This is a genomic window from Mycobacterium neumannii (genome assembly GCF_002245615.1).
GTDB classification, from domain to species: domain Bacteria; phylum Actinomycetota; class Actinomycetes; order Mycobacteriales; family Mycobacteriaceae; genus Mycobacterium; species Mycobacterium neumannii_A.
Genome location: NZ_NKCO01000031.1, coordinates 15,429 through 40,759 on the forward strand (window position 1 = coordinate 15,429; position 25,331 = coordinate 40,759).

At 66.0% G+C, this 25,331-nt stretch carries 27 protein-coding genes; 15 read left to right on the top strand and 12 right to left on the bottom strand.

The window, feature by feature from the left end:
* Window positions 1-28: 28 nt before the first annotated feature.
* Window positions 29-1,384 carry a dihydrolipoyl dehydrogenase family protein gene (locus CEX88_RS23890; RefSeq protein ID WP_014805449.1) on the top strand — a complete coding sequence of 452 codons (1,356 nt, stop codon included), beginning with the start codon at window positions 29-31 and terminating at the stop codon, window positions 1,382-1,384.
* Between the two features lie 45 nt (window positions 1,385-1,429).
* Here CEX88_RS23890 and CEX88_RS23895 read toward each other — a convergent pair whose 3' ends face one another.
* The 4 genes from CEX88_RS23895 to CEX88_RS23910 are packed head-to-tail and all read right to left on the bottom strand — an operon-like array spanning window position 1,430 to window position 7,234.
* Window positions 1,430-1,852 (bottom strand): hypothetical protein, encoded by a 423-nt coding sequence (locus CEX88_RS23895; protein WP_014805450.1) that lies wholly within the window; start codon window positions 1,850-1,852, stop codon window positions 1,430-1,432.
* Entirely contained in the window at window positions 1,849-3,963 is a 2,115-nt protein-coding gene (locus tag CEX88_RS26550) for a hypothetical protein (protein ID WP_014805451.1), read from the bottom strand. The genes CEX88_RS23895 and CEX88_RS26550 overlap by 4 nt, the downstream gene beginning before the upstream one ends.
* On the bottom strand, window positions 3,960-5,798 hold the full coding sequence (locus CEX88_RS23905; protein ID WP_041783812.1) for a hypothetical protein: 1,839 nt from the start codon (window positions 5,796-5,798) through the stop codon (window positions 3,960-3,962). The genes CEX88_RS26550 and CEX88_RS23905 overlap by 4 nt, the downstream gene beginning before the upstream one ends.
* Window positions 5,795-7,234, bottom strand: coding sequence for a tyrosine-type recombinase/integrase (locus tag CEX88_RS23910; RefSeq protein WP_014805453.1), 1,440 nt, complete (start codon window positions 7,232-7,234; stop codon window positions 5,795-5,797). The genes CEX88_RS23905 and CEX88_RS23910 overlap by 4 nt, the downstream gene beginning before the upstream one ends.
* Window positions 7,235-7,525: 291 nt before the next feature.
* Here CEX88_RS23910 and CEX88_RS23915 point away from each other — a divergent pair, with 291 nt between their 5' ends.
* The 5 genes from CEX88_RS23915 to CEX88_RS23935 all read left to right on the top strand — a co-directional run bounded on the left by CEX88_RS23915 (window position 7,526) and on the right by CEX88_RS23935 (window position 10,753).
* Complete coding sequence (locus tag CEX88_RS23915) at window positions 7,526-9,100, top strand: ParB/RepB/Spo0J family partition protein (RefSeq protein WP_094295399.1); 1,575 nt, start codon at window positions 7,526-7,528, stop codon at window positions 9,098-9,100.
* 274 nt (window positions 9,101-9,374) lie between these two features.
* A complete protein-coding gene (locus CEX88_RS23920; protein ID WP_094295400.1) occupies window positions 9,375-9,620 on the top strand; it encodes a redoxin NrdH in 246 nt (81 codons plus the stop codon).
* Between the two features lie 43 nt (window positions 9,621-9,663).
* The gene (locus CEX88_RS23925; protein ID WP_094295401.1) at window positions 9,664-9,951 is read left to right on the top strand and encodes a hypothetical protein; all 288 of its coding nucleotides are present in this window, start codon (window positions 9,664-9,666) and stop codon (window positions 9,949-9,951) included.
* A gap of 10 nt (window positions 9,952-9,961) precedes the next feature.
* Window positions 9,962-10,204 carry a hypothetical protein gene (locus CEX88_RS23930; protein WP_094295402.1) on the top strand — a complete coding sequence of 81 codons (243 nt, stop codon included), beginning with the start codon at window positions 9,962-9,964 and terminating at the stop codon, window positions 10,202-10,204.
* A gap of 15 nt (window positions 10,205-10,219) precedes the next feature.
* Window positions 10,220-10,753: a hypothetical protein gene (locus tag CEX88_RS23935; RefSeq protein ID WP_094295403.1), complete on the top strand. Its 534-nt coding sequence runs from the start codon at window positions 10,220-10,222 to the stop codon at window positions 10,751-10,753.
* A gap of 133 nt (window positions 10,754-10,886) precedes the next feature.
* Here the strand turns inward: CEX88_RS23935 and CEX88_RS23940 are convergent, their stop codons facing one another.
* Together CEX88_RS23940 and CEX88_RS23945 are read right to left on the bottom strand one after the other, a co-directional pair.
* A complete protein-coding gene (locus CEX88_RS23940) occupies window positions 10,887-11,390 on the bottom strand; it encodes a hypothetical protein (RefSeq protein ID WP_094295404.1) in 504 nt (167 codons plus the stop codon).
* Window positions 11,391-11,715: 325 nt separating this feature from the next.
* Window positions 11,716-12,186, bottom strand: a complete 471-nt coding sequence (locus CEX88_RS23945; RefSeq protein ID WP_202931626.1) for a hypothetical protein — start codon at window positions 12,184-12,186, stop codon at window positions 11,716-11,718.
* Window positions 12,187-12,579: 393 nt separating this feature from the next.
* On the opposite strand from CEX88_RS23945, the gene CEX88_RS23950 reads away from it, so the two are divergent.
* The 3 genes from CEX88_RS23950 to CEX88_RS23960 all read left to right on the top strand — a co-directional run bounded on the left by CEX88_RS23950 (window position 12,580) and on the right by CEX88_RS23960 (window position 15,462).
* Window positions 12,580-13,701, top strand: a complete 1,122-nt coding sequence (locus tag CEX88_RS23950; RefSeq protein ID WP_030133894.1) for a tyrosine-type recombinase/integrase — start codon at window positions 12,580-12,582, stop codon at window positions 13,699-13,701.
* The gene (locus CEX88_RS23955) at window positions 13,691-14,023 is read left to right on the top strand and encodes a helix-turn-helix domain-containing protein (RefSeq protein ID WP_030133893.1); all 333 of its coding nucleotides are present in this window, start codon (window positions 13,691-13,693) and stop codon (window positions 14,021-14,023) included. Before CEX88_RS23950 ends, CEX88_RS23955 begins: the two co-directional genes overlap by 11 nt.
* A gap of 128 nt (window positions 14,024-14,151) precedes the next feature.
* On the top strand, window positions 14,152-15,462 hold the full coding sequence (locus tag CEX88_RS23960; protein WP_030133892.1) for a hypothetical protein: 1,311 nt from the start codon (window positions 14,152-14,154) through the stop codon (window positions 15,460-15,462).
* Between the two features lie 69 nt (window positions 15,463-15,531).
* Here the strand turns inward: CEX88_RS23960 and CEX88_RS23965 are convergent, their stop codons facing one another.
* From CEX88_RS23965 to CEX88_RS23975, 3 genes are all read right to left on the bottom strand, one after another.
* Window positions 15,532-16,410: a TIGR02391 family protein gene (locus tag CEX88_RS23965; protein ID WP_050597092.1), complete on the bottom strand. Its 879-nt coding sequence runs from the start codon at window positions 16,408-16,410 to the stop codon at window positions 15,532-15,534.
* A 9-nt stretch (window positions 16,411-16,419) separates the two neighbouring features.
* Complete coding sequence (locus CEX88_RS23970; protein WP_231744957.1) at window positions 16,420-16,767, bottom strand: YegP family protein; 348 nt, start codon at window positions 16,765-16,767, stop codon at window positions 16,420-16,422.
* A 478-nt stretch (window positions 16,768-17,245) separates the two neighbouring features.
* The gene (locus CEX88_RS23975; protein ID WP_013471001.1) at window positions 17,246-17,938 is read right to left on the bottom strand and encodes a TetR/AcrR family transcriptional regulator; all 693 of its coding nucleotides are present in this window, start codon (window positions 17,936-17,938) and stop codon (window positions 17,246-17,248) included.
* A gap of 100 nt (window positions 17,939-18,038) precedes the next feature.
* Between CEX88_RS23975 and CEX88_RS23980 the strand changes: the two genes are divergently transcribed.
* From CEX88_RS23980 to CEX88_RS23990, 3 genes are all read left to right on the top strand, one after another.
* Window positions 18,039-18,554 carry a PaaI family thioesterase gene (locus CEX88_RS23980; RefSeq protein ID WP_013471000.1) on the top strand — a complete coding sequence of 172 codons (516 nt, stop codon included), beginning with the start codon at window positions 18,039-18,041 and terminating at the stop codon, window positions 18,552-18,554.
* Window positions 18,551-19,222 carry a TetR family transcriptional regulator gene (locus tag CEX88_RS23985; RefSeq protein ID WP_013470999.1) on the top strand — a complete coding sequence of 224 codons (672 nt, stop codon included), beginning with the start codon at window positions 18,551-18,553 and terminating at the stop codon, window positions 19,220-19,222. Before CEX88_RS23980 ends, CEX88_RS23985 begins: the two co-directional genes overlap by 4 nt.
* Before the next feature lie 78 nt (window positions 19,223-19,300).
* Entirely contained in the window at window positions 19,301-19,765 is a 465-nt protein-coding gene (locus CEX88_RS23990; RefSeq protein WP_013470998.1) for a DUF6188 family protein, read from the top strand.
* A 48-nt stretch (window positions 19,766-19,813) separates the two neighbouring features.
* On the opposite strand, the gene CEX88_RS23995 is transcribed toward CEX88_RS23990, so the two are convergent.
* Both CEX88_RS23995 and CEX88_RS24000 read right to left on the bottom strand, forming a co-directional pair.
* The gene (locus tag CEX88_RS23995; protein ID WP_013470997.1) at window positions 19,814-20,863 is read right to left on the bottom strand and encodes an LLM class flavin-dependent oxidoreductase; all 1,050 of its coding nucleotides are present in this window, start codon (window positions 20,861-20,863) and stop codon (window positions 19,814-19,816) included.
* Window positions 20,860-21,456, bottom strand: a complete 597-nt coding sequence (locus CEX88_RS24000) for a TetR/AcrR family transcriptional regulator (protein WP_013470996.1) — start codon at window positions 21,454-21,456, stop codon at window positions 20,860-20,862. The genes CEX88_RS23995 and CEX88_RS24000 overlap by 4 nt, the downstream gene beginning before the upstream one ends.
* A 74-nt stretch (window positions 21,457-21,530) precedes the next feature.
* On the opposite strand from CEX88_RS24000, the gene CEX88_RS24005 reads away from it, so the two are divergent.
* The 3 genes from CEX88_RS24005 to CEX88_RS24015 all read left to right on the top strand — a co-directional run bounded on the left by CEX88_RS24005 (window position 21,531) and on the right by CEX88_RS24015 (window position 24,313).
* A complete protein-coding gene (locus CEX88_RS24005) occupies window positions 21,531-22,727 on the top strand; it encodes a cytochrome P450 (protein WP_032698085.1) in 1,197 nt (398 codons plus the stop codon).
* 184 nt (window positions 22,728-22,911) lie between these two features.
* The gene (locus CEX88_RS24010) at window positions 22,912-23,352 is read left to right on the top strand and encodes a PaaI family thioesterase (RefSeq protein ID WP_030133884.1); all 441 of its coding nucleotides are present in this window, start codon (window positions 22,912-22,914) and stop codon (window positions 23,350-23,352) included.
* Between the two features lie 58 nt (window positions 23,353-23,410).
* Window positions 23,411-24,313, top strand: coding sequence for an alpha/beta fold hydrolase (locus CEX88_RS24015; protein ID WP_013470993.1), 903 nt, complete (start codon window positions 23,411-23,413; stop codon window positions 24,311-24,313).
* A 128-nt stretch (window positions 24,314-24,441) separates the two neighbouring features.
* On the opposite strand, the gene CEX88_RS24020 is transcribed toward CEX88_RS24015, so the two are convergent.
* Window positions 24,442-25,311, bottom strand: coding sequence for a metal-dependent hydrolase (locus CEX88_RS24020; protein WP_013470992.1), 870 nt, complete (start codon window positions 25,309-25,311; stop codon window positions 24,442-24,444).
* Between the last annotated feature and the right edge of the window lie 20 nt (window positions 25,312-25,331).

Below are 25,331 nucleotides of genomic sequence, written 5' to 3' on the forward strand. Positions count from 1 at the left end.
CCGCCATCACCGAGAAGGGACAGCCACTGTGAGTACGGACTTCGATGTAATCGTGATCGGCGCCGGACCGGGCGGCGAGACCGCCGCCTCGCGCCTGCACGCGGGCGGACGGCGGGTCGCGTTGATCGAGCAGGAACTGATCGGCGGGGAGTGCGCCTACTGGGCGTGTATCCCGTCCAAAACCTTGCTGCGCCCACCCGAGGCCCGCGCCGAAGCCGCCCACGCGGCCGGCCTGTCCACTCCGGCGCAGAACTGGGCGGCACTGCGAGACTACCGCGACTACATGATCCGCCACCTCGACGACACAGAGCAGGTCACCGGATACGAGAAGCAGGGCGTCACGGTTATCAAGGCCACCGCAGCCCTGGTGGGCCGGGACCCGTGGCGGGTACGGGCCGGTGGCCGGGAACTCACCGCCGAGCACGTGGTGATCGCCACCGGCTCCGACGCGATCCACCCACCCATCGAGGGCCTGGACGAGGTCAGCGTATGGACCAACCGGGAAGCTACCACCCTGCGCGAGATCCCCGAGCGGATCGTGATGATCGGCGGCAGCGCCGTCGGGATCGAACTCGGCCAATTCCTCGCTCGCATGGGCGCTCGGGTCACCCTGATCCAGCGCGGCGACCGGCTGCTGGACCGGGAAGACCCCCGTGTCGGGGACATCGTCGCCACCCACCTGCGCGCCGACGGCATCGACGTCCGTCTCGGCCGGCAGGCCACCGCCGCGCGCCGCGACGGCGCCGATACGGTGATCGACCTCGACGACGGCACCACCGTGCGCACCGACGTCGTCGTGCTCGGCACCGGACGCCGCCCCCGCACCCACGGGCTCGGCCTGGAGACTGTCGGGGTCACACCGGACCCGCGCGGCGCGCTGGAGGTCGACGAGCACTGCCGCGTCACCGCCGGCCTCTGGGCGCTCGGCGACGTCACCGGGGTCGCGCTGTTCACCCACGTCGCCATGTACCAAGGACGGGTCGTGGCCGACAACATCCTCGGCACACCCCGCCAAACCACCTACAGCGGCATCCCCCGCGTCGTGTTCGCCCAACCCGAGATCGCCGCTGTCGGCCTGACCACCGACCAAGCCCGCCAGCGTGGCCTCGACATCGCCACCACCGAACTCGACCTCGCCGACTCGATCGCGCGACCCTGGACTTACGAAACCGACCCCGACGGCACCCTCGGTCTCATCGCCGACCGCACCCAGCGGACGCTCATCGGGGCCTGGGCCATCGCACCCCAAGCCGGGGAATGGATCCACACCGCCGCCCTCGCCATCCGCGCCCAGATCTCCATCGACACCCTGCTCGACGGCGTCGCCCAATTCCCGACCTACACCGAGGCGTACCTCGCCGCCCTCGAACAGCTCGCCATCTAGAAACCGCCCGGCCGCTCTCGGTGTCACAGCGTCGGTGGACGGGGGTCACCTCCGGGTGTGAAGCGAGATCACGTCGGGATCGTGGTGCGCCAGATGTCGGATCTGGTCCTCCAACTCCGAGTTGCGCAGGGCGAGGACCTGGATCTGGTTGGCGTAGACCCTGATCGTCTCCTCCAGTTCCCGCACGGTGGCGGCGTGGTCGCTGGCGGTCTGTTTGCGTTCCCGCTTGAGGGCGGTGATCTCCTCGCGCAGCGCGACGAGTTCAGGTTGCTGGGCTTCTCGATTCGCTTGTGCCGCAACAACGGCGTCCTTGAACTCCGGAGGCGAGCGGTAGAACGAGTCGCGGCCCACACCGGCTTCCCGGCACAGGTTGGAGACCGTCAGCTCGCCGTCGGTCACAGTCGGCTGACCGGCGAGCAGCCGGGTCAGCGCCTGCTCCAGGCGGACTTGGGTAGCGACGCGGGTCACGCCTGCGCCTCCTCGCTGTCGAGATCACCGATGAGCTGGTCGAGCTCGGTGATGTAGCCGGTGAGCGCGACCTGCTGGAGTTTCGGGACCGGACCGGCTTTCTCGCAGGACGCCTGGAGATCCAGGGCCTGATTGCGGGCGGCGGCCAGCCGGGGCCGGTGCACTGTGGACCGTCGGGCGTTCGGACAGCGCAGGCACATGTTGTGCTGCGGAACGGGCTGCCCGACGACCTTGGCTCGCTTGACACAGACCGCGGTCGCCGCGTTGAAGAAGCAGTCGTTGAGCACGCCGGGATGCAGCGTCTTGGTGAGATGCCGAAGCATCGTCCGCAGCCGCAGCTCGTCGGACACGACGCCGGGGAGATCACCCAGCTCGCGCCGAATGCGCTGGAACTCGGCGTTGATCCGCTCGGCCGCCCCACCGCCGGACTGGGCGCCGGTGTTCCAATCCCGGTAAAGATCCTCCACGTAGTCGAGCATGGCGACCGCCTCCTCGGCGGCGACCTCGGCGGCGAACCCAGAGGCTGAGGTCCCGGCATAGCCCTCGAACATGGTCACCTTGGCGTGGTGGTACTGCCGGGCACCGGCGACCACACCGAAGGGCTGGTGTGCGATATGCCAGGCCAGACTCCGCCGGAACTGCCGGGTGGTGAACACCCACTGCTGTTCCCCGTCGGCGGGGACGAACGGTTCGGCCACCCCGTCGGACGATTGGGTACCGAACAGCTCGTTGACGTGGTCCCGGAAACCACCGAGGCGCTCGGTGAGCTTGTTCGCCAGCCGTGGCTTGCTGGCGGGCCAGAGCCGGTAACCGAACAGATGCGTGGGGTCGTCGTTGATCTGCAGCAGGACGTCGATCGCCTCGTGAACGGCGTCGAGCACGACCCACTCGGCCTCGTCACCGGTGAGCTTGCGGCCCTTGAAGACCCGGCCGCGCAGCTTGTAGCGGGTCCGGCCGTCAACGGCGGTGGTGGTGGTGACAGCGCAGTCCCGCGCCAGCTCCAGGACTTCCATGTCCCGAAGTCCTGACAAGTAAGCCACCAGCACCCAGCAGGCGGTGCGCAGGTGGTGCAGTTCGTCATGCAGGCTGCGGTGATTCAGCCGCCCTCGCCAGGGTCGCCCGGTGTCCGGCCACGTCGAGATCGGCGTGTCCAGACCACCCTCTTCGTAGCCGATCTCGGCGCCGATCTGCTCCATCAGCCGTGTCGGATGCCCCTGGAAGCTGTTGGTTCCGCTCATCAGGGCGACGAGAGCGGCGTTCGGGGCTTGCACGACGCCGTCGACAACCGGCGCGGTCGGGCGCTGGGCCAGGCAGTACAGCGGCAGTGCGGGAACACCTCGCCCCTCCTGACGGCGGCGGTCCAGGAACGCCTCGATCTTGGTGACAGCCTCGCCATGCCGGCACCGGCCGCCTGCTCGGGCCTGCTCCAGGTCGGCGATTTCCCGCTGGGCGGCCAGGAGGTCCCGGCTGGCGGTCTGGACGTAGAACAGGGCGGCGCGCAGCAGTGGAGCCATGATCGGCTCGGGGATGCGCGGGGTGCTGTTCTCCTCGTCCGGTCGCCGCCCGGCGACCTGGGTGGCCGGGCGGCCCTTCCAGGGCACGACGGTGAGGCGGTCCGCGGTCAGGTACGGGCTGTGCGCCTCCAGGTGCTGGATGACGCCGATCCGGACAGCCAGCGTGTTTGGCACACAGGTCTCACGCCAGACGCGTGCGGTCGCGTCCAGGTGGGATTGGCGGGCCTGCGCCAAGCGCGTCACGCCCTGCTTGCCGAGCTCGGTAAACAGTTGACGCACGATAATGAAGTCCTTGTAGGTGTTGGTGATTTTCATCGGTCGGGCGGTCCGCGATCCGTAGGACAGCGGGACCACGCGGTGGATGCGGGAGTAGATGAACTCCTTGGCCGTGAGCATCGCGATCTCGTCGGGCAGCTCGGTGAAGTCCAGCCGGAGGTAGCCGTTGCTGCGGGGCGCGAACGGTCGGAAATCCCAGATGTCGTCGCTGAACCGGGGGCCGCGGCCAGTTGTCTCGGTGGTCAAGGACTCGGGCAGCACCCAGGGATCGGCCGATGGCTCCGGCGCGGCGGACGGGCGCGGTGCGGGGGCGCGGGTCACGCGACGGCCTCCCAGAACTCGGGCGGCAGCAGCAACCGTGCCCCACCGCTTTCGGCGATCGTCTGGGCGGTGGTGATCTGCTCGTCTCGGAACTTGGCCCGGATGCCGCGCACGATCCGGTCCCACGCCAGGCCGTAGCGCACGTTCCACTCGCTGACGGGGTACTCCTCCCGCTGGCGCTCGATGAAGTCCAGGAAGGTCAGAACCTGCGGCAGGTGCCGGGTGGTGAACACCGCGTTCGGGCACTCCAGGCAGCCCCACAACGACACCGGGCACGGCTTGCCCTTCGCCCCGAAAGGCGAGTCGTAGAAGTCGCGGCAGGAGGCCAGGAACACGTCGCTCTCGCGCGACAGCAGCGCCTGCACCTGCTCGGGTGGCAGGTCCCCTTCTCCGGCATCGAGGCGGGTGCCGTCCTCGTCGAGTACCACCGGCGGCGGCAGCGCGACGTCCAGCGCTTCGCGCAGGCCGTTCTCCACGGCTTGGTCGTGCAGCTCGTCGTGGGCGGGGATGTTTGCGTAGTGGTTTGCGGCGACGTCGGCGGTGTGGCCCTGGGTGAAGTCGGCGAGCACGCCGGTGGCTTTGAGGTATTGCTGGGACTTGTAGGTCTTGCGCAGCCGCCGCAGATCCAGCCGCACCGGCGTTCCGTCAGCGTCGGTCATCTGGTCGATGCCGTGTCGTTTCTGCCAGTTGTCCACGTGACCCCAAGGACCCTGCCCGCCGAGCGGGAAGGAGTCCCGCAGGCCCTTGTCTCCGTAGTCGACCCACAAATCGGTGCTGCCACTAAACTCGCGGGCTCGCGCGGTGAGCCGCAGCGCCAGTCGGATCAGACCGCCGGGATGGTGCAGGGCACCGCCATCGCTGACCCGCATGGACTTAGAGATCCGGCGACCGTGCGCGCGCCGCTTGACATAGTTGACACTCACGAACCCGCGGGCCGGGTTGGTCAAGCAGTCGGCCTGCAACCGCTTGGCGCACTCCGGCTCAAGCCCGGTCATGCAGATCAGCAGGATCAGGAACACGACGTTGTCCTCCCGAGTGAGGATGAGCGCCGCGTTGAGCGGGCGCCCGTTGCCCAGCCTCTTGCCGACCAGGGGCCGCAGGAACTGCATCGTGACAGGCCCGTGACGGGCGATGTGCCACAGCACGTTCTCGATCACATCCCAACCGCCGACGTTCGGGTCCTGGCCCGTCGCGGCTCGGGCTTCGCCATCCTGTATTCGGCGCGCGATCGCGCGGACATCCGCCAGCGCGGCGTTCCTGATCGCCTCGAACACGTTCTGCGGGTAGGCATCCAAGGGTCTCGTCTGACGGGCACGGGTTTCCCGTCCGAGGAACCTCAGCCGGATAGCCAGGTCGGGATCGAACGTCGTGGGGCTGGCGTCGAACGCCACGCGGAGCAGCCGGACCACCACACCGATGCTGATGCGCGGCTGGTCACTGTCCGGTCCGTACTCGGCGATCAGCGCCTGCTCGAACGCGTCGATGTGCTCGGCCTCCAGGTCACTGAACTCGACCTCGGTGGCGTTCTGCGGTTCGGCTCCAGTGATGAACCGCACGAACTTCCGCACCGAGAACAGGTTCACCTTGAACGCCTGGTAACTCGATTCGGGTCCGTCGGCGGCCACCGTGCGCAGCGTCGCGGCAAGCTGGCGGGTCAACCGCGGGCATGGCCACGCGGACATGTCGAACGTGCGGTCGGCGCCATCCAGGTGCAGCCGGAGCACCAGCGGACCGATGTCCGGGACAGGAGCGGGTTGCGCGGGCATCTGCTCCTCGGTCGGGAAAGCCGCCCAGCGGCCACGGCGACCGGAGCCGGCACCCTCGGTGCGGTTCACGCGGCAGCACCATCCTCAAGCCGGACCCTGCTCAGCGCTTCGGCTTGTTCATCCCATTCGCGCAGCGCGGACAGCACGATCTCCTGCGCCTCGTCCAGGACGTCGAGGTAGACGAAGACCGTCTCGCGCTGGCGATGGCCGAGCAGTAGCTGCAACTTGCGCAGCGGGTCGCCGACCAGCAGCCGTTTCACCTGCTGGCTCATCAGGGTCTCGCCGGGCTCCATGCGCAACGCGCGGACGGTCTGGCGCAGCAGCAGCCCGAGCATGTGCACGGCGAATGTGTGACGCAGGGCGTGCGGATGGACCACCAGGTCCAGGCCGAACCGGGCGCACCGTTCGTTGGCTCGCCGAAACACCGCCTGCCACGTCGACCGCGACAGCGGCAAGCCGTCCTCACCGAGCCACAGCCACAACGGACCACCCGGACCGTCGTCGCCGACCCGGCACAGTCGCTGCCGTTCCTCGATCGTCACCCGCGAGTACGGCCGCGAGCGGCCATCCTCGACGAGCGTCAGCGCAGTCTTGCCGGCGGAGCGAACTCCCATCCAGGCGTCCGTACACCCGTAAGCCCCGGCCGCCCGGCGGCGCTCGACCAGTTCGTCGCGTTCGATGTCGACGTAGTGGTGCAGGTCGCGCAGCACGCGGCGCGACACGAAAACCGTCCTCGGCCGGCTGCGCTTGGTGATCGTCGCGGGCAGGTTCAGGTCTCCGGTCAGCCGCCGCTGCGCCAGCGGCGGTACCTCGGTGACCAGGAGGCTCGACGCCTCTCTCAGCCGCATCCCGGTGCAGACCAACAGGTCGGCGAACACCGCGTTGCGCTCGCCGTGCCGACCGCGCCAACTCGGGTCCGGCGAGCCGTCGGGTAGTTGGCCACGCAACCCGACGTCCCGCCACACCAGGTAGTCCTCGTAGGCCAGGAACCGCACCGGCCCGGCGCTGTCCTCGACCTCGCGCTCGGCATTGAACAGCACCCGTACCAGCCCGCGGGGCGTCAACACCGTCTTCTCCACCATGCGGAACGGCTGGGCCTCGATCAGCTCCTCGTGTATCGCCCACTTGACCCACTTGTCTAGCGCCGCGATGAACCTGTTCCAGGTCGACGCGGACACCGTGAAGCCCTTGGTCCGCCGCCGCGCCCGCTTGTAGGCGCGCAGATCGTCCTGGCCGGCGTCCCAGATGGACCGTCCACCACGGTGCTCGTGGAGGAAGCGGCCGAACAACATCAGATCACGCGCGTACGCCTCTCTCGTGTGTTCCGAGCGCACACCCCACCCGTCCAACTCGCGCACGAACCGGTTCAACTCCAGGTCGTACGAGCCGTCGGGGCCGAGTAGGAACGGCAGCCCGTCGCCTACACCGGCACGACGCAGCACCTGGGCTTCGTCACCGCCGAGCCCAGGTGCGCCGAGCGCTCTCACCGGTGACGTCTTGTACATGAGCAAGGTTGAGATCCTCCGGGATCTGAACACGCCAAACACAGCGAAGCTGGCGTTGGCTAGGGACCTCTGCGACAGCAGTGAAGTGTCACCATAACGGTCGAGTCGACGCCCATGCCGTAGCTCATCACAGTCGTTGTCTCGCAGTCAGTTTCGATGATGCCGGGTAGCTGGTCGTCGTTCAGGGCCATCGGATTTCAGTGCTCCTCGTCGAACCAATATGTTGCCTATAGGCTACATCATGGTGTAGCCTATAGGCAACAGGTTCGAAAAACCGAGAAAGGGCACCTGATGACAACCACCACCACTCCCGAGCTGCTTCACCTGGACCCGACCACCATCGAAATCGGCGAGAACGTTCGCCTAGATCCCCGTCTGGATCGCGATTTCCTGGCCTCCATCGAGGCGCACGGAGTTCTCGCGCCGGTGACGGCGGTGCGCCTGGCAGACGGCAGTGTGGCCCTGCGAGATGGGCAGCGCCGCACGCAAGCTGCGCGCCAGCTGGGCGTGCCCACCATCCCCGTGTACGTCCACCCCGCCGAAGGCGACGAGGCCGCACTGCGCACCCACCGCGTCATCGAGCAGATCGTGCTCAACGACCACCGCGCCAAACTGACCGAGGCCGAACGGGCGCGGGGCATCAACCAGCTTCTCCTGGAGGGGGTCTCCCCCACCAAGGTTGCCAAGGAACTGTCGACCACCAAAGACGCTGTGGCCGCTGCCAAGGTCGCTATCGACTCTCAGACGGCCATGAGCGCCCTGGACACCGGGCAGCTCAACTTGATGGAGGCCACCAGTTTCGTGGAGTTCGACGGGGATGACGCTGCCCAGGCCGAGCTGATCAAGGTCGCCGGTACCGATCAGTTCGACCACAGGGTTGCTCAGCTGCGCGCCGAGCGGGAGGACCGGCGGCGCTACGAGGAGACGGCAGCGCTGTTCACCGCGAAGGGCTACACCGTGCTCGACCGCCGTCCCGGCTGGGGCGATAAGGCCTACATTCCGACCAACTACCTGCGGGATGCCCAGGGCGAGCACCTCACCCGCGAGACGATCGCGGCGATGGAGCCCCAGCACTGGGCCGTCGTGCTCGACAGCGAGGAGGTTTTCCTCGACGTCGAAACTGGCGAACCGGTCGATGAGCGCGACATCGACTTCGCCACCGCCGACGATCCCAGCCTGGAGCCGGACGAGGGCTACCGGCACATCCGGACAGTCACCGAGACCACCGCGTGGAGCCCCGAGTACTACTGCTGCAACCCGCGCGGAGCCGGGGTCACCATGCCCGACTGGGCGGCACGCCAGTACGGCTTCGACGCCGACCGCCTGGCCGATGCCAGCGACCCCGAGGGAGCGGTCGAGCGGGAGCGAGCCCGCCAGGAGGAGGCCGAAAAGGAGCGCGCCGAGCGACGCAAATTGATCGCGCTCAACAAGCTCGGCGAAGCTGCGGCGATCGTGCGCCGCGAGTGGGTGCGCGACAAGCTCCTGTCCCGCAAGACCGCCCCCAAAGGCGCGGCCCTCTACCTCGCCGAAGCGCTCGTCACCCGACCGGATCTGTTCAACGACTACCACGGACAGAAGCTCGCCCCCGAGCTGCTCGGCCTGGCCGACAACGAGACCCCGAAGATGGCGGTCGCCAAACTCCCCGCCACCGGCGACGGCCGCGCACAGATCATCCTGCTCGGCATGGTCCTCGCCACCACCGAGGCCCGGACCGCCAAGGACGCCTGGCGCGGCCCCCAGGACATCACCAAGACCTACCTGCGATTCCTGGAGGACAACGGCTACACCCTCAGTGACATCGAGCAGGTGATCCTCGGCAAGCGCAAAGCCGACGCGGTGTACCGACAGGCGTGCAAGGAGGACTAACAGCCGACGAATGGCCCCGAGGAGTTCTGCTCCCCGGGGCCATTCGCGTTCCTGTCCAGAAGCAAAATGCCGAGAAAAGGGAAATGCGGGAATGGCCCCTAGTGCAATAAATGCGCCGCCCCTAGTGCCATTATCAACGCGGTTACTGAAACGCCAGATTGGCGCCATAATTGACCGCATTAATATTGCTTATTCCGTTGCCGAAAAGGCCCGCAGCAATTAGAATGAGTGGTATAGAAAGAACCCGAAATTGCCCACCAATTAGGAGCGCGAAATGAGCACCACCGCCACGGTCACCGTCTACACCAAGCCCGCCTGCGTCCAGTGCAGCGCCACCTACAAGGCGCTCGACAAGCAGGGCATCGCCTACGACGTTGTGGACATCAGCACCGACCCCGAAGCCCGTGACTTCGTGATGGCCCTGGGTTACCTCCAGGCCCCCGTCGTCGTGGCCGGCGACGACCACTGGTCGGGCTTCCGGCCCGATCGGGTCAAGGCCCTCGCCCGCGCCGCCGCATAGCCCACACCGACCCCCAGCCATCCTCGCCCGCTCAGGAGCCCCCATGTACACGCTGACCATCGACGAGCACGGCCGCGACGTAAGCACCCAGCACGACACCCCAGAAGCCGCCCAGGCCGCCTTACACGCGTACCTGGTGCTCGCGGACTACTACCACCGGCCGACACAGCTCAGCGCCACCCACACGGCGTTCGAACTGCTGTCCCTCGCCGAGGCGCGGCCCCGCATCGTCGGCGTTGCCACCATCGAGCCCTACTCCGAACTCGATGCCCGCCGCGACCTCAAGACCGTCTTCGCCGCCGCCCGCCCCATCCACGCGCTCGCCTCGTAGACGACCCACCATGGCAACCGTCTTCCTCGCCAACGTCCGGACCGCCGTCGAGGCGACCGCCATCGCCGCAACCGCCGACCAAGCCGCCCGCCTCGCCTGTGAGAAGGCCATGGAGTACCTGCAGAGCGTGCACGGTGATCTCGGGTACGACGACCCCATGTTGGTCGGGAAGTACTTCGGCGTTGACGTGCTGCCGTTCGAAGTTGGCGGCCCGGCACAGTTCACGCGCCGCTCCACGCTGCTGGCGCCCTAGCCCAGGTACCGAGTCGTGCCCTACTACCTGACCCCCGTCGTCGAGCTGCCCTATCCGCACACCATGGGAGAGCGGCCCCACCACGACGGCACGCGCTCCAACTGCCCCCTCGCACTGGAGTCGGTCATCCGCACCTTCGGCGAGCACCCCGGGCAAGACGGTTACCGCGCACTGTTCACCAGCGACGCCATCTCCGCGCGCCGTCGACTCTGTGATGTCCACTCGGGAGACTGGACCACGGTGCTACCCGCAGTCACCACCTTCCTCGAGCCCTTCCCCGCCAGCGCCGACACCGCCACCATCGCGCACGCCGCCCGCAGCCACGCGGCCTTCGCCAACCTTGTTCCCGCCGACCGGCGTCTGACATTGGCGCTGCTGAGCTACAGCGACTCGCTGCGCATCTACGTCAACGGTCACGGCCACCGAGAAACGATCGGGCAGCACCGCATCTGCTGGGCCCGCACAGCCGGCGTCTCTGCGCTGCCGCTGTGGTTCGACGCCAACACGGTGCGACCGTCACGCGACGCGGTACTGCTGCAGCGCGGCTAAGCGCCCGCGCGCGACACCACCGCCGCACACCCTTTGCGCCCTCCAGCTCGGCGCTGCGACACCGCGCGCCAGGCCGCCCAGCTCGCCACACCCGGCCCCACGCGCACCGGGCCCGAGGGGGCTTGGGCAGACATCACCACAGCGTCGCCTGATCACCAAGGAGCGCCGCCTGCACCGCATCCGCATCCCAACCGTGGCGCACCGCTTCCCGCAGCGCCACCGACCGTTCCCGTCGAATACCGCGACTATCGAAGCGTCGCACCGCATACCGGCCGCCGCCACGACGCATCCGCGCCATGCGCTCCATGTTGTCTCCTTGGGAGCCGGACACGACGTGCTGATGGGGATCTGTCGCCGCCGCGATCTTGACGCACACCGGGTTGTCGCATTCGTGGAGCCCAAGCACGCCAGCGGCCACCACACCGGACACGATCGCCAACGCGTAGCGGTGCGGGCGAACGCACAGCCCTGATCCCTCGCGAGTCAAGTAGAACCGGCCGTAGCCATCGGCGCCGATCGCGCCGGTCCAGATGTTGCAATCCGAAGCCGTTGGCCCGCAGACAACATGGCTGTGAAAGCGCGCGATCTCGGCAGCGTGCACACGCCGCTCAACCACCAGCTGTCCCGCGCTTCTCATGGCCGTTGAACCTATCCGCCGGCACTGACATTCAGCGCAGCCGCCGCGGCCCGCTCCACTCGTGCTGTCACCCTGCGCCCGGGTGTTCCCGTTACCGCTGCGCAGCCCCCGCCACGTCGAGCGCTCCCCACCGTGCTGGGCAGACCTGGTGTAGCCGGACACACAGGCCGGCGCGCAGCACCAGGGGCGCGACCGGCGTGTGCGTCAGCGGCCCAACCGCCGTCACGGCGAACCTCCATGACGGCCCACGCACCCGCCGACCCACGCGGCCTGGCCGCGCACACCGGCGTGCACAGCCGCCTTCGTCGCACCGTTGCGCAGTGCATCACGCCGATGCTGCGTCCACCGGAGGCTGACCGGCGTAGGGGTCAACCCCCTGGGCGGTCGGGTCAGACACAGCCTCCAGACCTAGTGCATGCGAACCATTCCCGGCAGTCCGCTTCTCGGATTTCGGAGCATGCCGTGCCATGGTGCGAACGATCCCGATTCCGACGTCGGTCCGTGCGGCGATGGTCGTCAGCGTCTCACCACGGCCCTGCATACGTGCAACCGCCGCGCCGGCCTTGGCCCGATGACCGGCCACCCGCTTGGCCGCTTCTGCGTCGACCTGCGCGCGCAGCTGGGCCAGGCGCTCCTTCTTCCACGTTTCGACTTCGGCGACCTTGCCGACCGCGACGAGAAAGTCCGCGGCGTCATCGATGTTCGCCTTATCCCGCGCGGCGCGTTCCTCGTTGGCGCGTCGGGTCGCTTCGCGTGCCCGGCGCCGGGCTTCCACCTTGGACGTTGCTGCTGTCATGGTCGCCGACAGTAGAAGGTTCACCGGCGACCGGCCACCACCGCAGCCACATTCGCCTCCCACCAATTTTTTCGCCTTCACCACATCCGTCCACCACCACTCACTTCCTCCGCGCCCACAGCCCGCGTCCCTCACCACCGCGCACCGCCCACTCAGCTCCCAGCCCCATGACCCCCTTCCGTAGCCCCACCACAGACCACACACCTCTTGCACTCAGGTCCAGAAGATCGCCAATCAACTTAAAGTTGACGCACGCGGGTGGCGCTTGGGGCGAGAGCCGCCAAGCCGCCATTGAACCATTTCCCGTTTGTGCTGATGAGCGATTTCGGCCCAGATCGTGGTAACTTGCCGTTGACATTGACAACTGTGAGTTGACCGTCTGGAGGCCTTCAGTTGAGCGTTCCAGGTTCGGCGCACCTCGTTCTCGCCGCGGGCGTGGTCCATCTTGATGAACCGTCCGCGGTCTTTGAAGCGATGCTGTCGGGGTGGCGACGCCAGCAGAAGTCCCGGCTGCTTGCCGAGGCCACGATCGAATCGCGATTGGCGTTCGTGCGACGGTTCGCTGCGTTCGCCGAGACGCATCCGTGGGATTGGACGGCCGGCGATGTCGAGGACTTCACGGCGGCTCTGATGTCGGGAAACAACCGCAAGGCGCCCTCGACAATTCGCGGCTACCACATGACGCTGCGGTTGTTTTGTGACTACCTACTCGATGGCCGTTATGGCTGGATCTCGCAGTGCGAGCAGCGGTTCGAAAGGATCCCGTCGCAGGTCTGCCATGACTTCAACACCGCGGCGCATCTGGTCGAATACGAGGGCAAGCCCGCCCGCCGGCCGTTCACCTACGACGAGGTGGAAACGTTGTTCGCGTTCCTTGCCGATCGAGTGGACATCATTGCGCGTTCGGGTCGCAAAGGCGCGTTGGCGGCGTTGCGCGACGCGCAGATGATCAAGACGGCCTACGCCTTCGGGTTACGCCGTCGAGAGCTGTGCTACCTCGACGTGGCCGACCTGCGTCCCAACCCGCGGATGCCGGCGTGGGGAACGTTCGGCGCCGTCCACGTCCGGTATGCCAAGTCCAGCCGCGGCAGCGCCCCTCGGCGTCGCACGGTGCTGGCCGTTCCCGAGTTCGACTGGGTGATCGACGGACTGCGCCAATGGGTCGATCAAGCCCGGCCGCTTCTGAGTCCCGGCAGCCGTCAAGAGTTGTGGCTGACTGAGCGTCGGCAGCGGGTGGCGACCAAGCAAATGGACAAGCGATTCGCCTACTTGCGGGCGCAGGCCGGTCTGCCTCAAGACCTCACCCTGCACTGCCTGCGGCACTCCTATGTGACCCACCTGATCGAGTTCGGTTACCCGGAACGGTTCGTTACCGAGCAGGTCGGACATTCTTACGCCTCGACCACCGCGATTTACACCTCGGTGTCCAACGACTTCAAGACCAAAACGTTGCAGGCGGCGCTGCGCCGCGTCTACGGATCCGCGACGACTGAAGGGAGCCAGGATGAGCACTAGAACCGTCCTCCGGTGGAACCTGCGCCGCCTGATGGCCGAGAACGGCATGTTCGCCACCACCGACCTCGTCGCACCGCTGCACGAACGTGGCGTGGAGATCTCCCGACAGATGGTTCACCGGATCGCTACCAAGCCTCCACAGCGCATCAATCTCGACCTGCTGGCGGCGCTGTGCGACATCCTGGCGTGCACCCCCAACGATCTGTTCGAGCTCGCCCAAGAACAGATCCGCGAGGCACCCGCAGTCAACGACAGCGGGTCCGGGATCGGCGACCTGCGGCCGATCCGCGCCAGGATCCGCCGCCCCGGCGACAACGAGTGAATCGACGAGCCTGCTGGGAGTGCGCAAGCACCAACTACCTGACCCGGCTGACGCATGGGTGTCGCATTTGTGTCGGCTGCCGTCGCAGGCGGCACTACCACCCCGAAACCTGTCCGGGCTGCCATGTCGTGCGGCCGCTGGCATGGCGACGCGGCGAGACGGTGGTGTGCGCGTCATGTGCCGGTGTCGAGTCGATCTTCGGGTGCCGCGAATGCGGGCGCGAAGACCATCCCTACGGGCACAATCGGTGCGCGCGATGCTTCCTGCGTGAACGCCTCAGCGACTTGCTCGCCGACCCGACGACCGGCCAGATTCACCGCCAATTGCGGCCGGTCTTCGACGAGCTGGTGAACTCCGAACGCCCACAAACAGGGCTGTGGTGGCTGCGCAAGAAACCTGGCATCGGCCCCCAACTTCTCGGGCAGATGGCTTGCGGCGCGGTCGACATCAGCCACGACACCTTCCGCACCCTGCCCTCGGATCGTGCCCACGACTACCTTCGCAGTCTTCTCGTCGCGGTCGGTGTCCTGGAACCGTTCGACATCCGCATCGAACGGATGCTGCCCTGGATCGAAGACATCGTCGCCGAACTGCCCGCCGAGGACGCCGCCTTGATTCGCCGATTCGCGCACTGGCAGGTGCTGCGAGGAATGCGCAAGGCCGCCCGTGAAGACCGGTTGACCAAGTCGATGGCCGATGCGTGTCGACGGCGCATCCGCGTCGCGATCGAGTTCGTGGGCTTCCTCGCCCGCCATGACGCCAGTGCGGCGACCGCGACCCAGGATCTGTTGGAGCGCTACCAAGAACACGTCGGCAGGATGCTGAACCATGAGTACGCCTTCATCGTCTGGCTACGCCAATCCCGCACCAACACCAAACTCCGAGTCCCCGACGTCCCGCAGTCACCGCCCTCAGTAACCGTCTCCGATACGCAGCGGTGGGCGGCCGTAGAGCGTCTGCTGCACGACACGACCGTGCGCCGTTATACACGAATTGCGGGCCTGCTCACATTGCTGTTCGCACAGCCGCTTTCACGCATCGTCGCCATGCGCACCAGTCAGGTCGCGATCACCGACGACCGGGCCGTGCACGTCACCTTCAGCAAGATTCCAGTCCAGATGCCGCCGCTCCTCGACGACCTCATCCGTGAGCACCTCGAGCACCGCGGCAAAAGCCTCTACGCCTCACGCGGAACCGGCTGGCTGTTCCGCGGCGGCAACCCTGCAGCGCACCTCGCCACCGAGAACATCCGCTCCCAGCTCGTCGCCATCGGGATCAAGCCCTACGAGAACCGCAAAGCGACCCTCTTCCACCTCTCCGGCGACATGCCCGCACCAGTCCTGGCCGAACTGCTCGGGCTCACCGACAAAAACGCCGCCGACTGGGCCAGACTTGCTGCCCGCGACTGGACCGCCTACATCGCCGAAAGAGCCCGCTGACCGTATCGCTGTGCCTCAGATGGATTTCGCGGCGGCGGTTCCAGCGCTTGAGTTCTCGCGAGTGATTGTTCACTGCGTGGCGTCGACGCTGTCGAGCCTGCACTTCTCCACCCAAGTCGCCAGAAGGCTTAAAGCGGCGAGCCTCTCGGCGGCCTCCTGCGCCGATAGCTGCGTCCGGTCGTGGGTGGTTGGGTTTCGGATCGCAGCATGGACGCCCGTCGAGAAACTCAACAAGCCGCGGTTCATCGATATGACGGTCTGGTCTTGATTACCTCCGAGCCAGCGCAATCGCGGAGCACCAGCCTTGGGTGGACTCTGCGAGAAGGCCTGCGTGAAAACGTCCTTGTCGTCGAGGTCAGTCCTTCCGGTGAGCTGGCGGACGTGGTCGATGACAGCGCCCACGGCGGATGACACCGCTTCGCGGTACAACTCGATGCGCCATTGGCCTCGAGCCGCGCCCCAGACCAAAGGGTGCATATCCTCGATGCTGATGTCGCCGGTGACATCGACACGGTCGACCATCGATTCAAGGATGCCGATGGTGTGTTCGGACGCGGCGAGGATGTCGTCCGGCTGTACGAGCGAGTGCGGCTGGGTGACAGTTATCCACATCTCGAACGGGTTAACCGGACCGCCGAATCCCGGGCGGGATATCCGCACACCGGTGATGTCGGGAAGATGCGCAATACGGCCAGCTGTCCGTGAGCAGCGGCCCTTCGCCGCCACCCATTCGTCGTCTGACACATCAGATCTCGGTGTCACGGCGGGCAGACTGGCGTAGCCGGCAAGTACCTCGTCAGGCAGGTCGGGACCAGCCATCGCCCGAAGCCCAGCGGTGAACTGACACAGCTCGAGCAGGGCGCTGAACGCCCGCTCAAAGTCGCGCACCTGTTCCGCTGCTCGCCGCAGGAACCGTGGATTCAACTTCAGATCGTCATTGTCACCCATGTACGCAGCTCAGGGCCCAGTCGCATACGGCGCGTTCGCCCGCACGTTCTCGGCGGCGCGCTCCGCGTTGTAAGAGCTGGCGAACGACTCACCTGAGGCGGCAACTTTGTCACTCGACCGCCATGCGCGCCACCGCCAGCTTCCGCCGACGTCCTGGAATGTCTCATACCGTGCTGCGGACCCGCCGGACTTGAAGGCATTTGCCGCTCTGGTGGCGTTGGCTTGCGATTCGAAGCCTTCGCCTGCCCAGGCGACCATCTCATGGTTGTCGCCGTACAAGGCCCACGTGGGATAGCGGTTGGCGTCACCAGTGACCGTGACCTTGAAGTACATCGGATCCTCCTGCCTGTTGACCACAGGTACGCAGTCAGCTCGCAACAGTCTTATCAAGAGACACCGACAGCCAGCGCTTGCGACGCAGCGAACAAACTCGCCCTCGAACAGACCTCTGATTTGGGCATTCACCCCACTCGGAATTCGACCCCTCTGCCAATAAGCACGATCACTTAACGACGGACGATATCCGGATAAAGATCCGCGGCGCAGACACCCCGCGTCCCAAGGATTGCGAGACCGCGGATGCGAGGGGTTGCCCGCGAGACACCTCACGGACGTAGGGGGAAGAGTTCTCAACGCGGGAAACGGCGGTCCGAACACTGAGGTGGTGCACTCACTTTGCCGGCACGAATCGTCACGCGGATGCCCATGGAATCTGCGCGCACGGCCTCGCCGATGATGGCGACGAACGGTCCTTCGATGCCATCGCCGACGCGATTTGCGAGAAGGCGAAAAGGGCCCGAAGACCAGCCGGCTGGACGCTGTGATTTCGTTGTGCCTAGCGAGCTAAGCGCGCGGGGCGGCCCGTCTTCTTGGTGGCGATCTTCGACTCTTTGGCGTCGCTATCGGTCTTGCGGTGGGCGGCGAGGAAGTCATCGACGATGTTCGCGCAGTCATTGTGAGTGATGGTGCGAAGCCCGGTCATTCGGGCGAAGGCGAGTGGTCCGACGAGTTGGCAGAGGGCCAGTTCCCGGTCGAAGTCGTCGAGTTCGGCTTGTGCTCTCGGGCTGGTGAGTATGGCGTCAAATGGTTGACGGTACTGGTCAACGACTCGGGCCCGTAGCGCCCCGGATGTGTGGCGCTCATCCGCTTCGTTAGTGGAGCCGGTGGGCCCCAATGAGAGCCACGCGAGTGTCGTGACATGCAGCGGTGCGTCGTTGAAGAGTGCGGCTTGGCGGCTGAGCAATTCGATCAGCTGCTCACGGAGGGGTCCGCTGGTCGGTGCCGGAGTGGTCACTTGCGGAAGTAGGCGTTCGAACGTGGCTGCGAGCAGATGCGACGAACTGTGGAAGTGGCGGTACAGCGTGGTTCGGGCCACTTTGGATGCTTTGGTGACGGCATCGATAGTGACCGCTTCCACCCCACCGGTGCTCAGTAGCGTTGCCGCAGCATCCAGCAGCCGGGTGCGTGACCGGATGCGCCGCGGGTCCACGTCATCGTCAGGGACTGGCGCTGACTGACTGTTGCTCACTCATTCACCTCGGGCGGTCGATTTTCACGCGATGTTGTCCTGGCAGTCTAGCAGTGTGGTACTAACGGTAGCGCAGCGAAACCGATCGTATTGGGGGGTGATGGTGCCCAAAAGCGTGTTGCCGCCGGAGCGGCTGCCCTCGCACACCACGACCTGCATGGGTTGCGGCCCGGACAACCCTCACGGACTGCGGCTAGTGGTGCATCGCAGCGGCGACGCGGTGTACACCGATGTGAGGTTCGACGAGCGGCATATCGGGGCCCCGGGCCTGGCTCACGGCGGGGCAGTGGCCGCCGCATGTGATGACGTCCTGGGCTTCACGTTGTGGATCGCCGGCACCCCGGCGGTGACCCGCACCCTGACGGTCGAATATTTGCGGCCGGTGCCGCTGCATCAGACCCACCGGATTACTGCCCACATCGTCTCTCGTGAAGGGCGGGCGCTGCATGTCACGGCGACAGGCACGGGTGAGGGTGGGATCGCCCGCTTCACCGCCAGTGCAGTGTTCATTGTCGTCAGCCCTGAGCACTTCGCCGCACACGGCGATGTCAGCGCTTTCGGCGATCTTCTGGAGCAGTTCTCGCGCCGCGGCGGTCTGGACCCGGGGCCGTCATGACTTTCCCTCAGGCGCGCAGCCGCGGGAAAACCCTGCCTTCGGAAGCGAACTCGGTCGCTGCAGAGAAGCGGGCCGCTAACGCGTCGCGTTCACGCGCCTCCGCACGGCGCCGGGAAACGATTCTGGATGCAGCTTTGGCCGTGGCCGCGGCCGGTGGTTACGAGGCGGTTCAGATGCGGACGGTTGCCGAGCGGGTCGGCATCGCCGTCGGCACGCTTTACCGCTATTTCCCGGCGAAAACCCACTTGCTGGTAGCAGCGCTGACGCGCGAGTTCCGTCGACTCGACTCGGCCGGCGACTGGGCGGGTGGTGAGGGCACACCGCTGGAACGGCTCGAACGGCTCACCGCACATCTGCATGACCGCTGGCAGCGCGACCCATGGCTGACGACGGCCATGACACGGGCCTTCGCCGTCGCAGACACCCGCGCCGCCGCGGAACTCGACCGCGCGGCCGATGAGATCCAGATCCTGCTAGCCCGCACGCTCAGGGGCGGCGAACCCACCCCCGCCGATCTGCACGTCGCTGGGGTCATCTCCGACATCTGGTTGGCCAACCTCGTGGCCTTCAGCGGCGACCGCGCGACAGCCGCCGACACCCGCGAGCGCATTGACCGAGCCACCAGGCGCGTCGTGACCAACGCTGCTCGGCCCACCGCCAACCGATAACGATACTACTGGTATCGCAGCGCTACTTAGCGTACTCTTTGGGGATACGGCTCAACGATGCGTCGAAAAGAGACTGCCATGTACACCCAATGGATCGAAAACCTTGTCGTACAACGCCTCTCGCTGCATGGCGGCCTGGTTCTGGATTTCGATGACTACAACGAAATCGTCATCTCCTGCCCCCTGCTATTGACCCTTCCGGCCGTCGGCACCTACCCCATCGAGGCGGTGCGCATTGACCCCCTCAGGATCGCGACCCACGAACGCCCACTGCTGAACCTCGCCGGCGCAGTGTGCACCCAGGCCTGTTCTAGCGACGATGGAGGACTACACCTGAGCTTCTCGCGCGGACATCGCATCGATGTCGATCCCGACACTGAACAGACAGCGTGGGAGCTCTATGGCATGCGCCACGGCTACATGGCCTGCCTACCTCAAGGACGGGTTCGCGTGGTCCGCCATGACCTCCCCGACACCGACGACGCCAACATCGTCAACAGCGCCACGCAATCATCGGCGGGGTCGGCGCGGCAGAGCCACTGATGCGGCCGCGGACGCGGCGACGGGTCGACGTGGGCGGCAATGCGTGGATCAGGTTGAACGTGGACCGGACTGCCCTGGCGACATCGAGGCGGGCGAGCATTCCCCGATGATGCTGTCGAGGTTTTGCTGCACGCGTTCCGCAGCGATGCCGACCGATGGTGAATACAGCATGATGTGGTCGAGGACGCCGTCGTAGCGTCTCAGTTGTTCACGGACTTCGTGTGCCGTCCCGGCGACGCCCATGGTGTCGATCATCTCGTCGGACACCGCGGCGAACATCGCCGGGAAATCGCGCTGGGCGAATGCTTCCCGGATGGTTCGGCCTTCGCTGGCGAATCCGTTCACATCGAGTACCGTCTCGTAGGATTTGACCGAGGAGTAGAACGCAATCTGCTGCGCCAGTTCGCGCCTGGCGACCTCGGCGTCGTCGTGGATGGCGCACATCACCATGGAAATGATTTCCACGTCATTGGGGTCGCGGCCGGTGTGCGCGGCACCCCGGGCGATAGCGGGCCGGACGATCTCCTCGACGTAGGTGGTGGTGAACAGGGGATGTCCGGCCAGGCCGTCGGCCACCCGCCCGGCCGCCTCGCACATCCGGGGCCGGACACCGGCAGTGACGATCGGGATCGGCCGGCTGGGGGGTCCCACGTCGCCGGTCGGGGTGAGATTCATTCTGTAGAAACGGCCCTCGTGATGGATCGGCCCTTCATGCAGGTTCCAGATCCGGCGCAGCAGCATCACGAGTTCTTCCATCCGCAGCGCGGGCGCGGAGGTGTCGGGCACGCCGTGCCAGTCGCTCATCATCCGTTTGGTGCCGTTGCCGATTCCGAGTACCAGCCGTCCGTTGGAGAGTTCGTCGAGATCACGCGCCTCGGTGGCCAGCACCAGGGGGCTTCGGCCGACGCCGTAGAGAATGGAGGAACCGATCCGGCAGTTCTGTGTGCTGTTGGCCATCGCGGCCATGGAGATCGATCCGGACCGGGAGTAGAACTCCGAGGCCCATACGGCGTCGAACCCGGCCGCGTCGGCGGCCTGGGCGGTCTGGGCCAGTGACTTCAAATCCGCGCCGAGAACCGACAGGCCGTAGGTGCTCATGACTGGTCTCCTGTGCGCGGGCGCAGGCCGTCGAACATGACGGCGCTGAGGGTGCTGGCGACCACCGTCTCGTCGAGGTGGTTCTCGGTGACCAGGTACATGAGTGCATTGATGGTGACCGCGCCGAACAGCGCAATGGACGTCGATCGTGCATCGGGCTGGGCGACGAGGGATCCGTCGCGGGCTCCTTCGATGAGCAGAGTTTCAACGGGTTGTTGGTAGGCGGTATTGATCATCTCGGCGATGGCAGGCATGCGGGCCGCTCGTCCCAGTTCGCCGATGAGTGCCCGGCATACCGCTGGCCGCTGCGCCATTGCCCGCAGTTGTGCGCGGATGACAAGTGCGAGGCGTTCGGCACCGGAGCCGTCGGTGTGCACGATCGCGGTCACGGCATCGGAGATGTCCTTGAGGAGGTCTTCGAGCAGGAAGGCAAGGATGTCCTCTTTGCCGGCGAAGTAGTAGTACAGCGTCGCTTTCGGCACACCGGTCACCGCGGCGACGTCTTCGATCTTGGAGTCGTTGAGCCCCTTCTCGGCGAACAAGTCCGCCGCGGCGGGAAGCCGGTCAGAGATCTGACGTGGAATCTTGCGCATTTGCCCCACCTGTCCCGTTCGGCCGGTTTAGACTGCCAGTCTAAACCGTCGTTACTTTGGTGGTAGGAGGTCTTGTGGTCTCGGTGCAGATTCGTTACGACCCGTTCGACGCCTCGATCCTCAACGACCCCTATCCGACGTATCGGTTATTGCGTGACGCGGCTCCGGTGTACCGCGCCGAGGAATCCCATACCTGGGTGTTGAGCCGCCACGCCGATGTCCAGGCCGCAGCACTGGATCACGGCACGTACTCCTCGGTGGACGGCATCTTCCCCACCCCGCCGGGATCGGACTTCATCGGTTCGTTCCTGCCGATGATGATCGTGATGGACCCTCCGCGCCACGACCAGTTGCGTGCCCTGGTCAGCCGGGCGTTCACTCCCCGGCGGGTGGCCGGGCTGCAGGGCGCCATCACACAGATGGCCGCGGAGTTGTTCGAGCGCCTCGACGAGGGTTCCGGATCGGCGGACTTCGTGACCGACTTCGCCGCGATCCTGCCCGCCGCGGTGATCGCCGATCTGCTGGGCGTTCCCGCCACCGATCGTGATCAGTTCCGATTGTGGTCGAGCCAACTGGTCCAGGTCGACGTCAACCACGGACAAACCACCGACGCACTGACCGCCGCCGCCGCGATCTACGCCTACTTCACCGACTTCCTCGCCGACCGCCGCAAGAACCCCCGCGAGGACCTGATGTCGGCGTTGGCCAACGCCACAGTCGACGGGATCGGACTGACCGACGAGGAAGTCCTCGGCTTCTGCGCGCTGCTGCTCGTCGCGGGCTACGAGACCACCACCAATCTGCTGGGGAACTCCGCGGTCGTGCTGGCCCAGCATCGGCAAACCCGCCGACGCCTAGCCGCCGATCGAACACTGTTGGGGCCTGCGGTGGAAGAGTTGCTGCGTTACGACTCACCTGCACAGGGACTTTCACGAACCCTGACCCGCGACGTCACCCTGCACGACACGACGATGCGTCAAGGTGAGAAGGTGCTGCTGTTGTTCGGGTCGGCCAACCGCGACGAGCGTGCCTTCCCCGATCCGGACGTGTTCGACATCGAGCGCACCAGTGAGCACCAGGTCGCCTTCGGTCGCGGCATTCACTTCTGTCTGGGTGCGGCGCTGGCGCGGATGGAGGCCCGCATCGCTCTGGATGCATTGTTGGACCGGGTGCCTGACTGGGAGGTCGATCTTGAATCGGCGCGGCGGCTGCGGTCCGGGCCGATCCGGGGCTACACATCGCTGCCCATCACTTGGACCACACCGGTCTAGCCCGTGCCCCTCTTCGACGACGCGTCGTGTGCTTCACCGCGACGGCCAGGTTCATCGCCGTCGATGTCGAGCACTCCGCCGCGCCGTCGACCTCGGCGCATTCGGCGACATGCTCAAACGATTCGCAGGCTCGAACGGTGATTGAACCCATGGCCGGACAGGAGAAAGGGGCATGGTGGTGGCAATGACATTCGCGCACTTCGATGAGCAGATCGCCGACCAGCTGCTCAGATCGGCGACCACAGCCGGTGGACTGTCGACGTTCCTGAACTTTCGGCACACCGAACTCGCCGCCGGTCGGCTGGTGGCAGAGATGGAAACCCGCGCCGAACTGCTCACACCCTTTGGCACCCTGCACGGCGGATGTCTATCGGCGATGGTCGACCACTGTCTCGGAGTCGTGTTCTACCCCGTCATTCCGGCCGGATCATGGGTCGCCACCACCGAATTCAAGCTGAACCTGCTGCGACCCGTGTCCACCGGTGTGTGTGTCGCCGTCACCGACATCGTGTCACTGGGCAAGCGCAGCGGAGTAGCGCGCATCGACATCAGCAACGGCGACAAAGCCGTCTGCGTAGCCCAGGGCACGGTCACGATCGTGAACGCCGCGGGCAACGCACAATGAAGGCGCTTGTAGCCGGTCGCACACTTCGGGCGGACTCCGATCTCGCCAGGAATTTGTCATGACCTCCGCCGTGCAGCATCGGGTCCGAACCCAGGACGGGATCACCCTGGCCGCCGACTGCTACGACCACGATGACGCCCGTCCCGTCGTGCTGCTCCTGCACGGCGGCGGCCAGAACCGGCACGCGTGGAGCACTTCAGCGCGTCGCCTCCACGCATGCGGATACACAGTCGTCGCCTACGACACCCGCGGTCACGGCGACAGCGACTGGGACCCCGCCGGCAGGTACGACCTCGAGCGACTCGCGACCGATCTGCTCGCCGTGCGTGAGCACTTCAGCGCGGATATCGCCCCTGCCGTCGTAGGTGCATCCCTTGGGGGCATGACCGTGCTCGGCACGCATCTGTTGACATCCGGGGCGTTGTGGGCGGCGGTTGTCCTGGTCGACGTCACCCCGCGGCTTGAATTCCAGGGCGCTCGTCGCGTAGTGACGTTCATGGCCGCACATCCCGACGGCTTTGGCACCCTCACCGACGCCGCCGAGGTGATCGCCGCGTACAACCCCCATCGCTCGCGCCCGGCCAACGTCGACGGCCTGCGCAAGGTGCTACGGCAGCGTCACGACGGCCGCTGGATCTGGCGGTGGGACCCGGCATTCATTCACTCCAACTTCGACTTCCTCCGCGACGAATCGACCACGGGAACGGAGCAATTCGACGCGATCAGCCACCTGCTGATCGACGGAGCCCGACGGGTCAGCGCCCCAACACTTCTCGTAAGGGGCCTGTTGTCCGACGTGGTCTCCCAAGCCACCGTCGACGAGTTCCAGCAACTGGTTCCCCACGCCGAGACCGTCGACGTATCCGGTACCGGACACATGATCGCCGGCGACGACAACGACGCCTTCAGCTCCGCCGTCACCGAGTTCCTCGGCCGAAGCATCCTCCAGCCCCCGCCGTGATCGGGCAGCGTCGAGCGGCCAGTAAAAGTGGGCCCCACCAAGGTTATTGAAACGCTGCCTATGACTAAGAGGAGGCCCTCACAACGCCTTTCGGCACGCCGAATAGACCGCGACAGGCTCTGGTCGAGCTAGACGCTGCTACGCACTTGTTGGCCACCATCGGCGTCGAAGAGTTCCTTGGTCCAGCGTTCGAGGATTTCTGCGCTGTCCCAGTCGTCGGGATGAAATCCGCCGCGGGTGTAGGAACGAAAGCGCTCAATTGCTGCTGAGCTGAATAGCGGGTTATGCCGGAAGGCTCGAAGGCTGCGCAGCAACCGCACCGGGTTGTAGGCGGCACGGTCACCGGCCAGAGAGCGGGTGGTCTGGATGACCAACTCGCTGAACAAGAGGAGGCTGGCGATCCGCATCCCCCAGACCCTGGTGCGTTCGCTTCCACCGACCGTCTCATAGACATCGAAAGCGACGGCCTTGTGCTCGCATTCTTCCAGTGCGTGCCAGAGCAGAATAGGCCGCACTTCGGTGTAGCCGATGAGTTCTTGAGCTTCGTCGCTGGTGAGAATGATTTCGGCGAATGTCGCCGTATAGTGCTCCAGGGCGGCCGTCACAGCCAGGCGCATCGTGGGAGAAAAACGCTTCTCAAGTCGGCCAACCAACTTCTTGATATGCCGATCGATCCCCTCGGTGGGATAGCCCATCGCTTGGAGCCGATCGTTGAGCAGCTGATGCTGGTGTCGGTGGGTGGCCTCTTGTGCAATGAATCCCTTGACCGCCTCCTTGAGGTCAGCGTCGCTGATGTGGTCCCGGTACTCGCGGACTGACCGGATGAAGAAGTCTTCCCCTTCGGGGAACGTGGCCGACAAGGTGGACACAAAGTGGCTCATCACCAAGTCGCCATCGACGAAGTGCTGCCGACTGGTCCCGGCAGGCATGTCGAATCGAACACGGCGGGGCTTCGGGACGACCCGCGTGGTGGGCCGTGTGGACGAATCGTCGCTCATGTTGTTCTCCCGTTCGTCAA

Bases quoted from the DNA above. Each gene is read 5' to 3' on its own strand.
- CEX88_RS23925 (WP_094295401.1), top strand. From the start codon at position 9,664: ATGTACACGCTGACCATCGACGAGCACGGCCGCGACGTAAGCACCCAG.
- CEX88_RS23980 (WP_013471000.1), top strand. From the start codon at position 18,039: ATGGTGCCCAAAAGCGTGTTGCCGCCGGAGCGGCTGCCCTCGCACACC.
- CEX88_RS23990 (WP_013470998.1), top strand. From the start codon at position 19,301: ATGTACACCCAATGGATCGAAAACCTTGTCGTACAACGCCTCTCGCTG.
- CEX88_RS23955 (WP_030133893.1), top strand. From the start codon at position 13,691: ATGAGCACTAGAACCGTCCTCCGGTGGAACCTGCGCCGCCTGATGGCC.
- CEX88_RS23995 (WP_013470997.1), bottom strand. From the start codon at position 20,863: ATGAGCACCTACGGCCTGTCGGTTCTCGGCGCGGATTTGAAGTCACTG.
- CEX88_RS23945 (WP_202931626.1), bottom strand. From the start codon at position 12,186: ATGACAGCAGCAACGTCCAAGGTGGAAGCCCGGCGCCGGGCACGCGAA.
- CEX88_RS23985 (WP_013470999.1), top strand. From the start codon at position 18,551: ATGACTTTCCCTCAGGCGCGCAGCCGCGGGAAAACCCTGCCTTCGGAA.
- CEX88_RS24015 (WP_013470993.1), top strand. From the start codon at position 23,411: ATGACCTCCGCCGTGCAGCATCGGGTCCGAACCCAGGACGGGATCACC.
- CEX88_RS23930 (WP_094295402.1), top strand. From the start codon at position 9,962: ATGGCAACCGTCTTCCTCGCCAACGTCCGGACCGCCGTCGAGGCGACC.
- CEX88_RS24020 (WP_013470992.1), bottom strand. From the start codon at position 25,311: ATGAGCGACGATTCGTCCACACGGCCCACCACGCGGGTCGTCCCGAAG.
- CEX88_RS23910 (WP_014805453.1), bottom strand. From the start codon at position 7,234: ATGTACAAGACGTCACCGGTGAGAGCGCTCGGCGCACCTGGGCTCGGC.
- CEX88_RS23920 (WP_094295400.1), top strand. From the start codon at position 9,375: ATGAGCACCACCGCCACGGTCACCGTCTACACCAAGCCCGCCTGCGTC.
- CEX88_RS23915 (WP_094295399.1), top strand. From the start codon at position 7,526: ATGACAACCACCACCACTCCCGAGCTGCTTCACCTGGACCCGACCACC.
- CEX88_RS23940 (WP_094295404.1), bottom strand. From the start codon at position 11,390: ATGAGAAGCGCGGGACAGCTGGTGGTTGAGCGGCGTGTGCACGCTGCC.
- CEX88_RS23965 (WP_050597092.1), bottom strand. From the start codon at position 16,410: ATGGGTGACAATGACGATCTGAAGTTGAATCCACGGTTCCTGCGGCGA.
- CEX88_RS24010 (WP_030133884.1), top strand. From the start codon at position 22,912: ATGACATTCGCGCACTTCGATGAGCAGATCGCCGACCAGCTGCTCAGA.
- CEX88_RS24000 (WP_013470996.1), bottom strand. From the start codon at position 21,456: ATGCGCAAGATTCCACGTCAGATCTCTGACCGGCTTCCCGCCGCGGCG.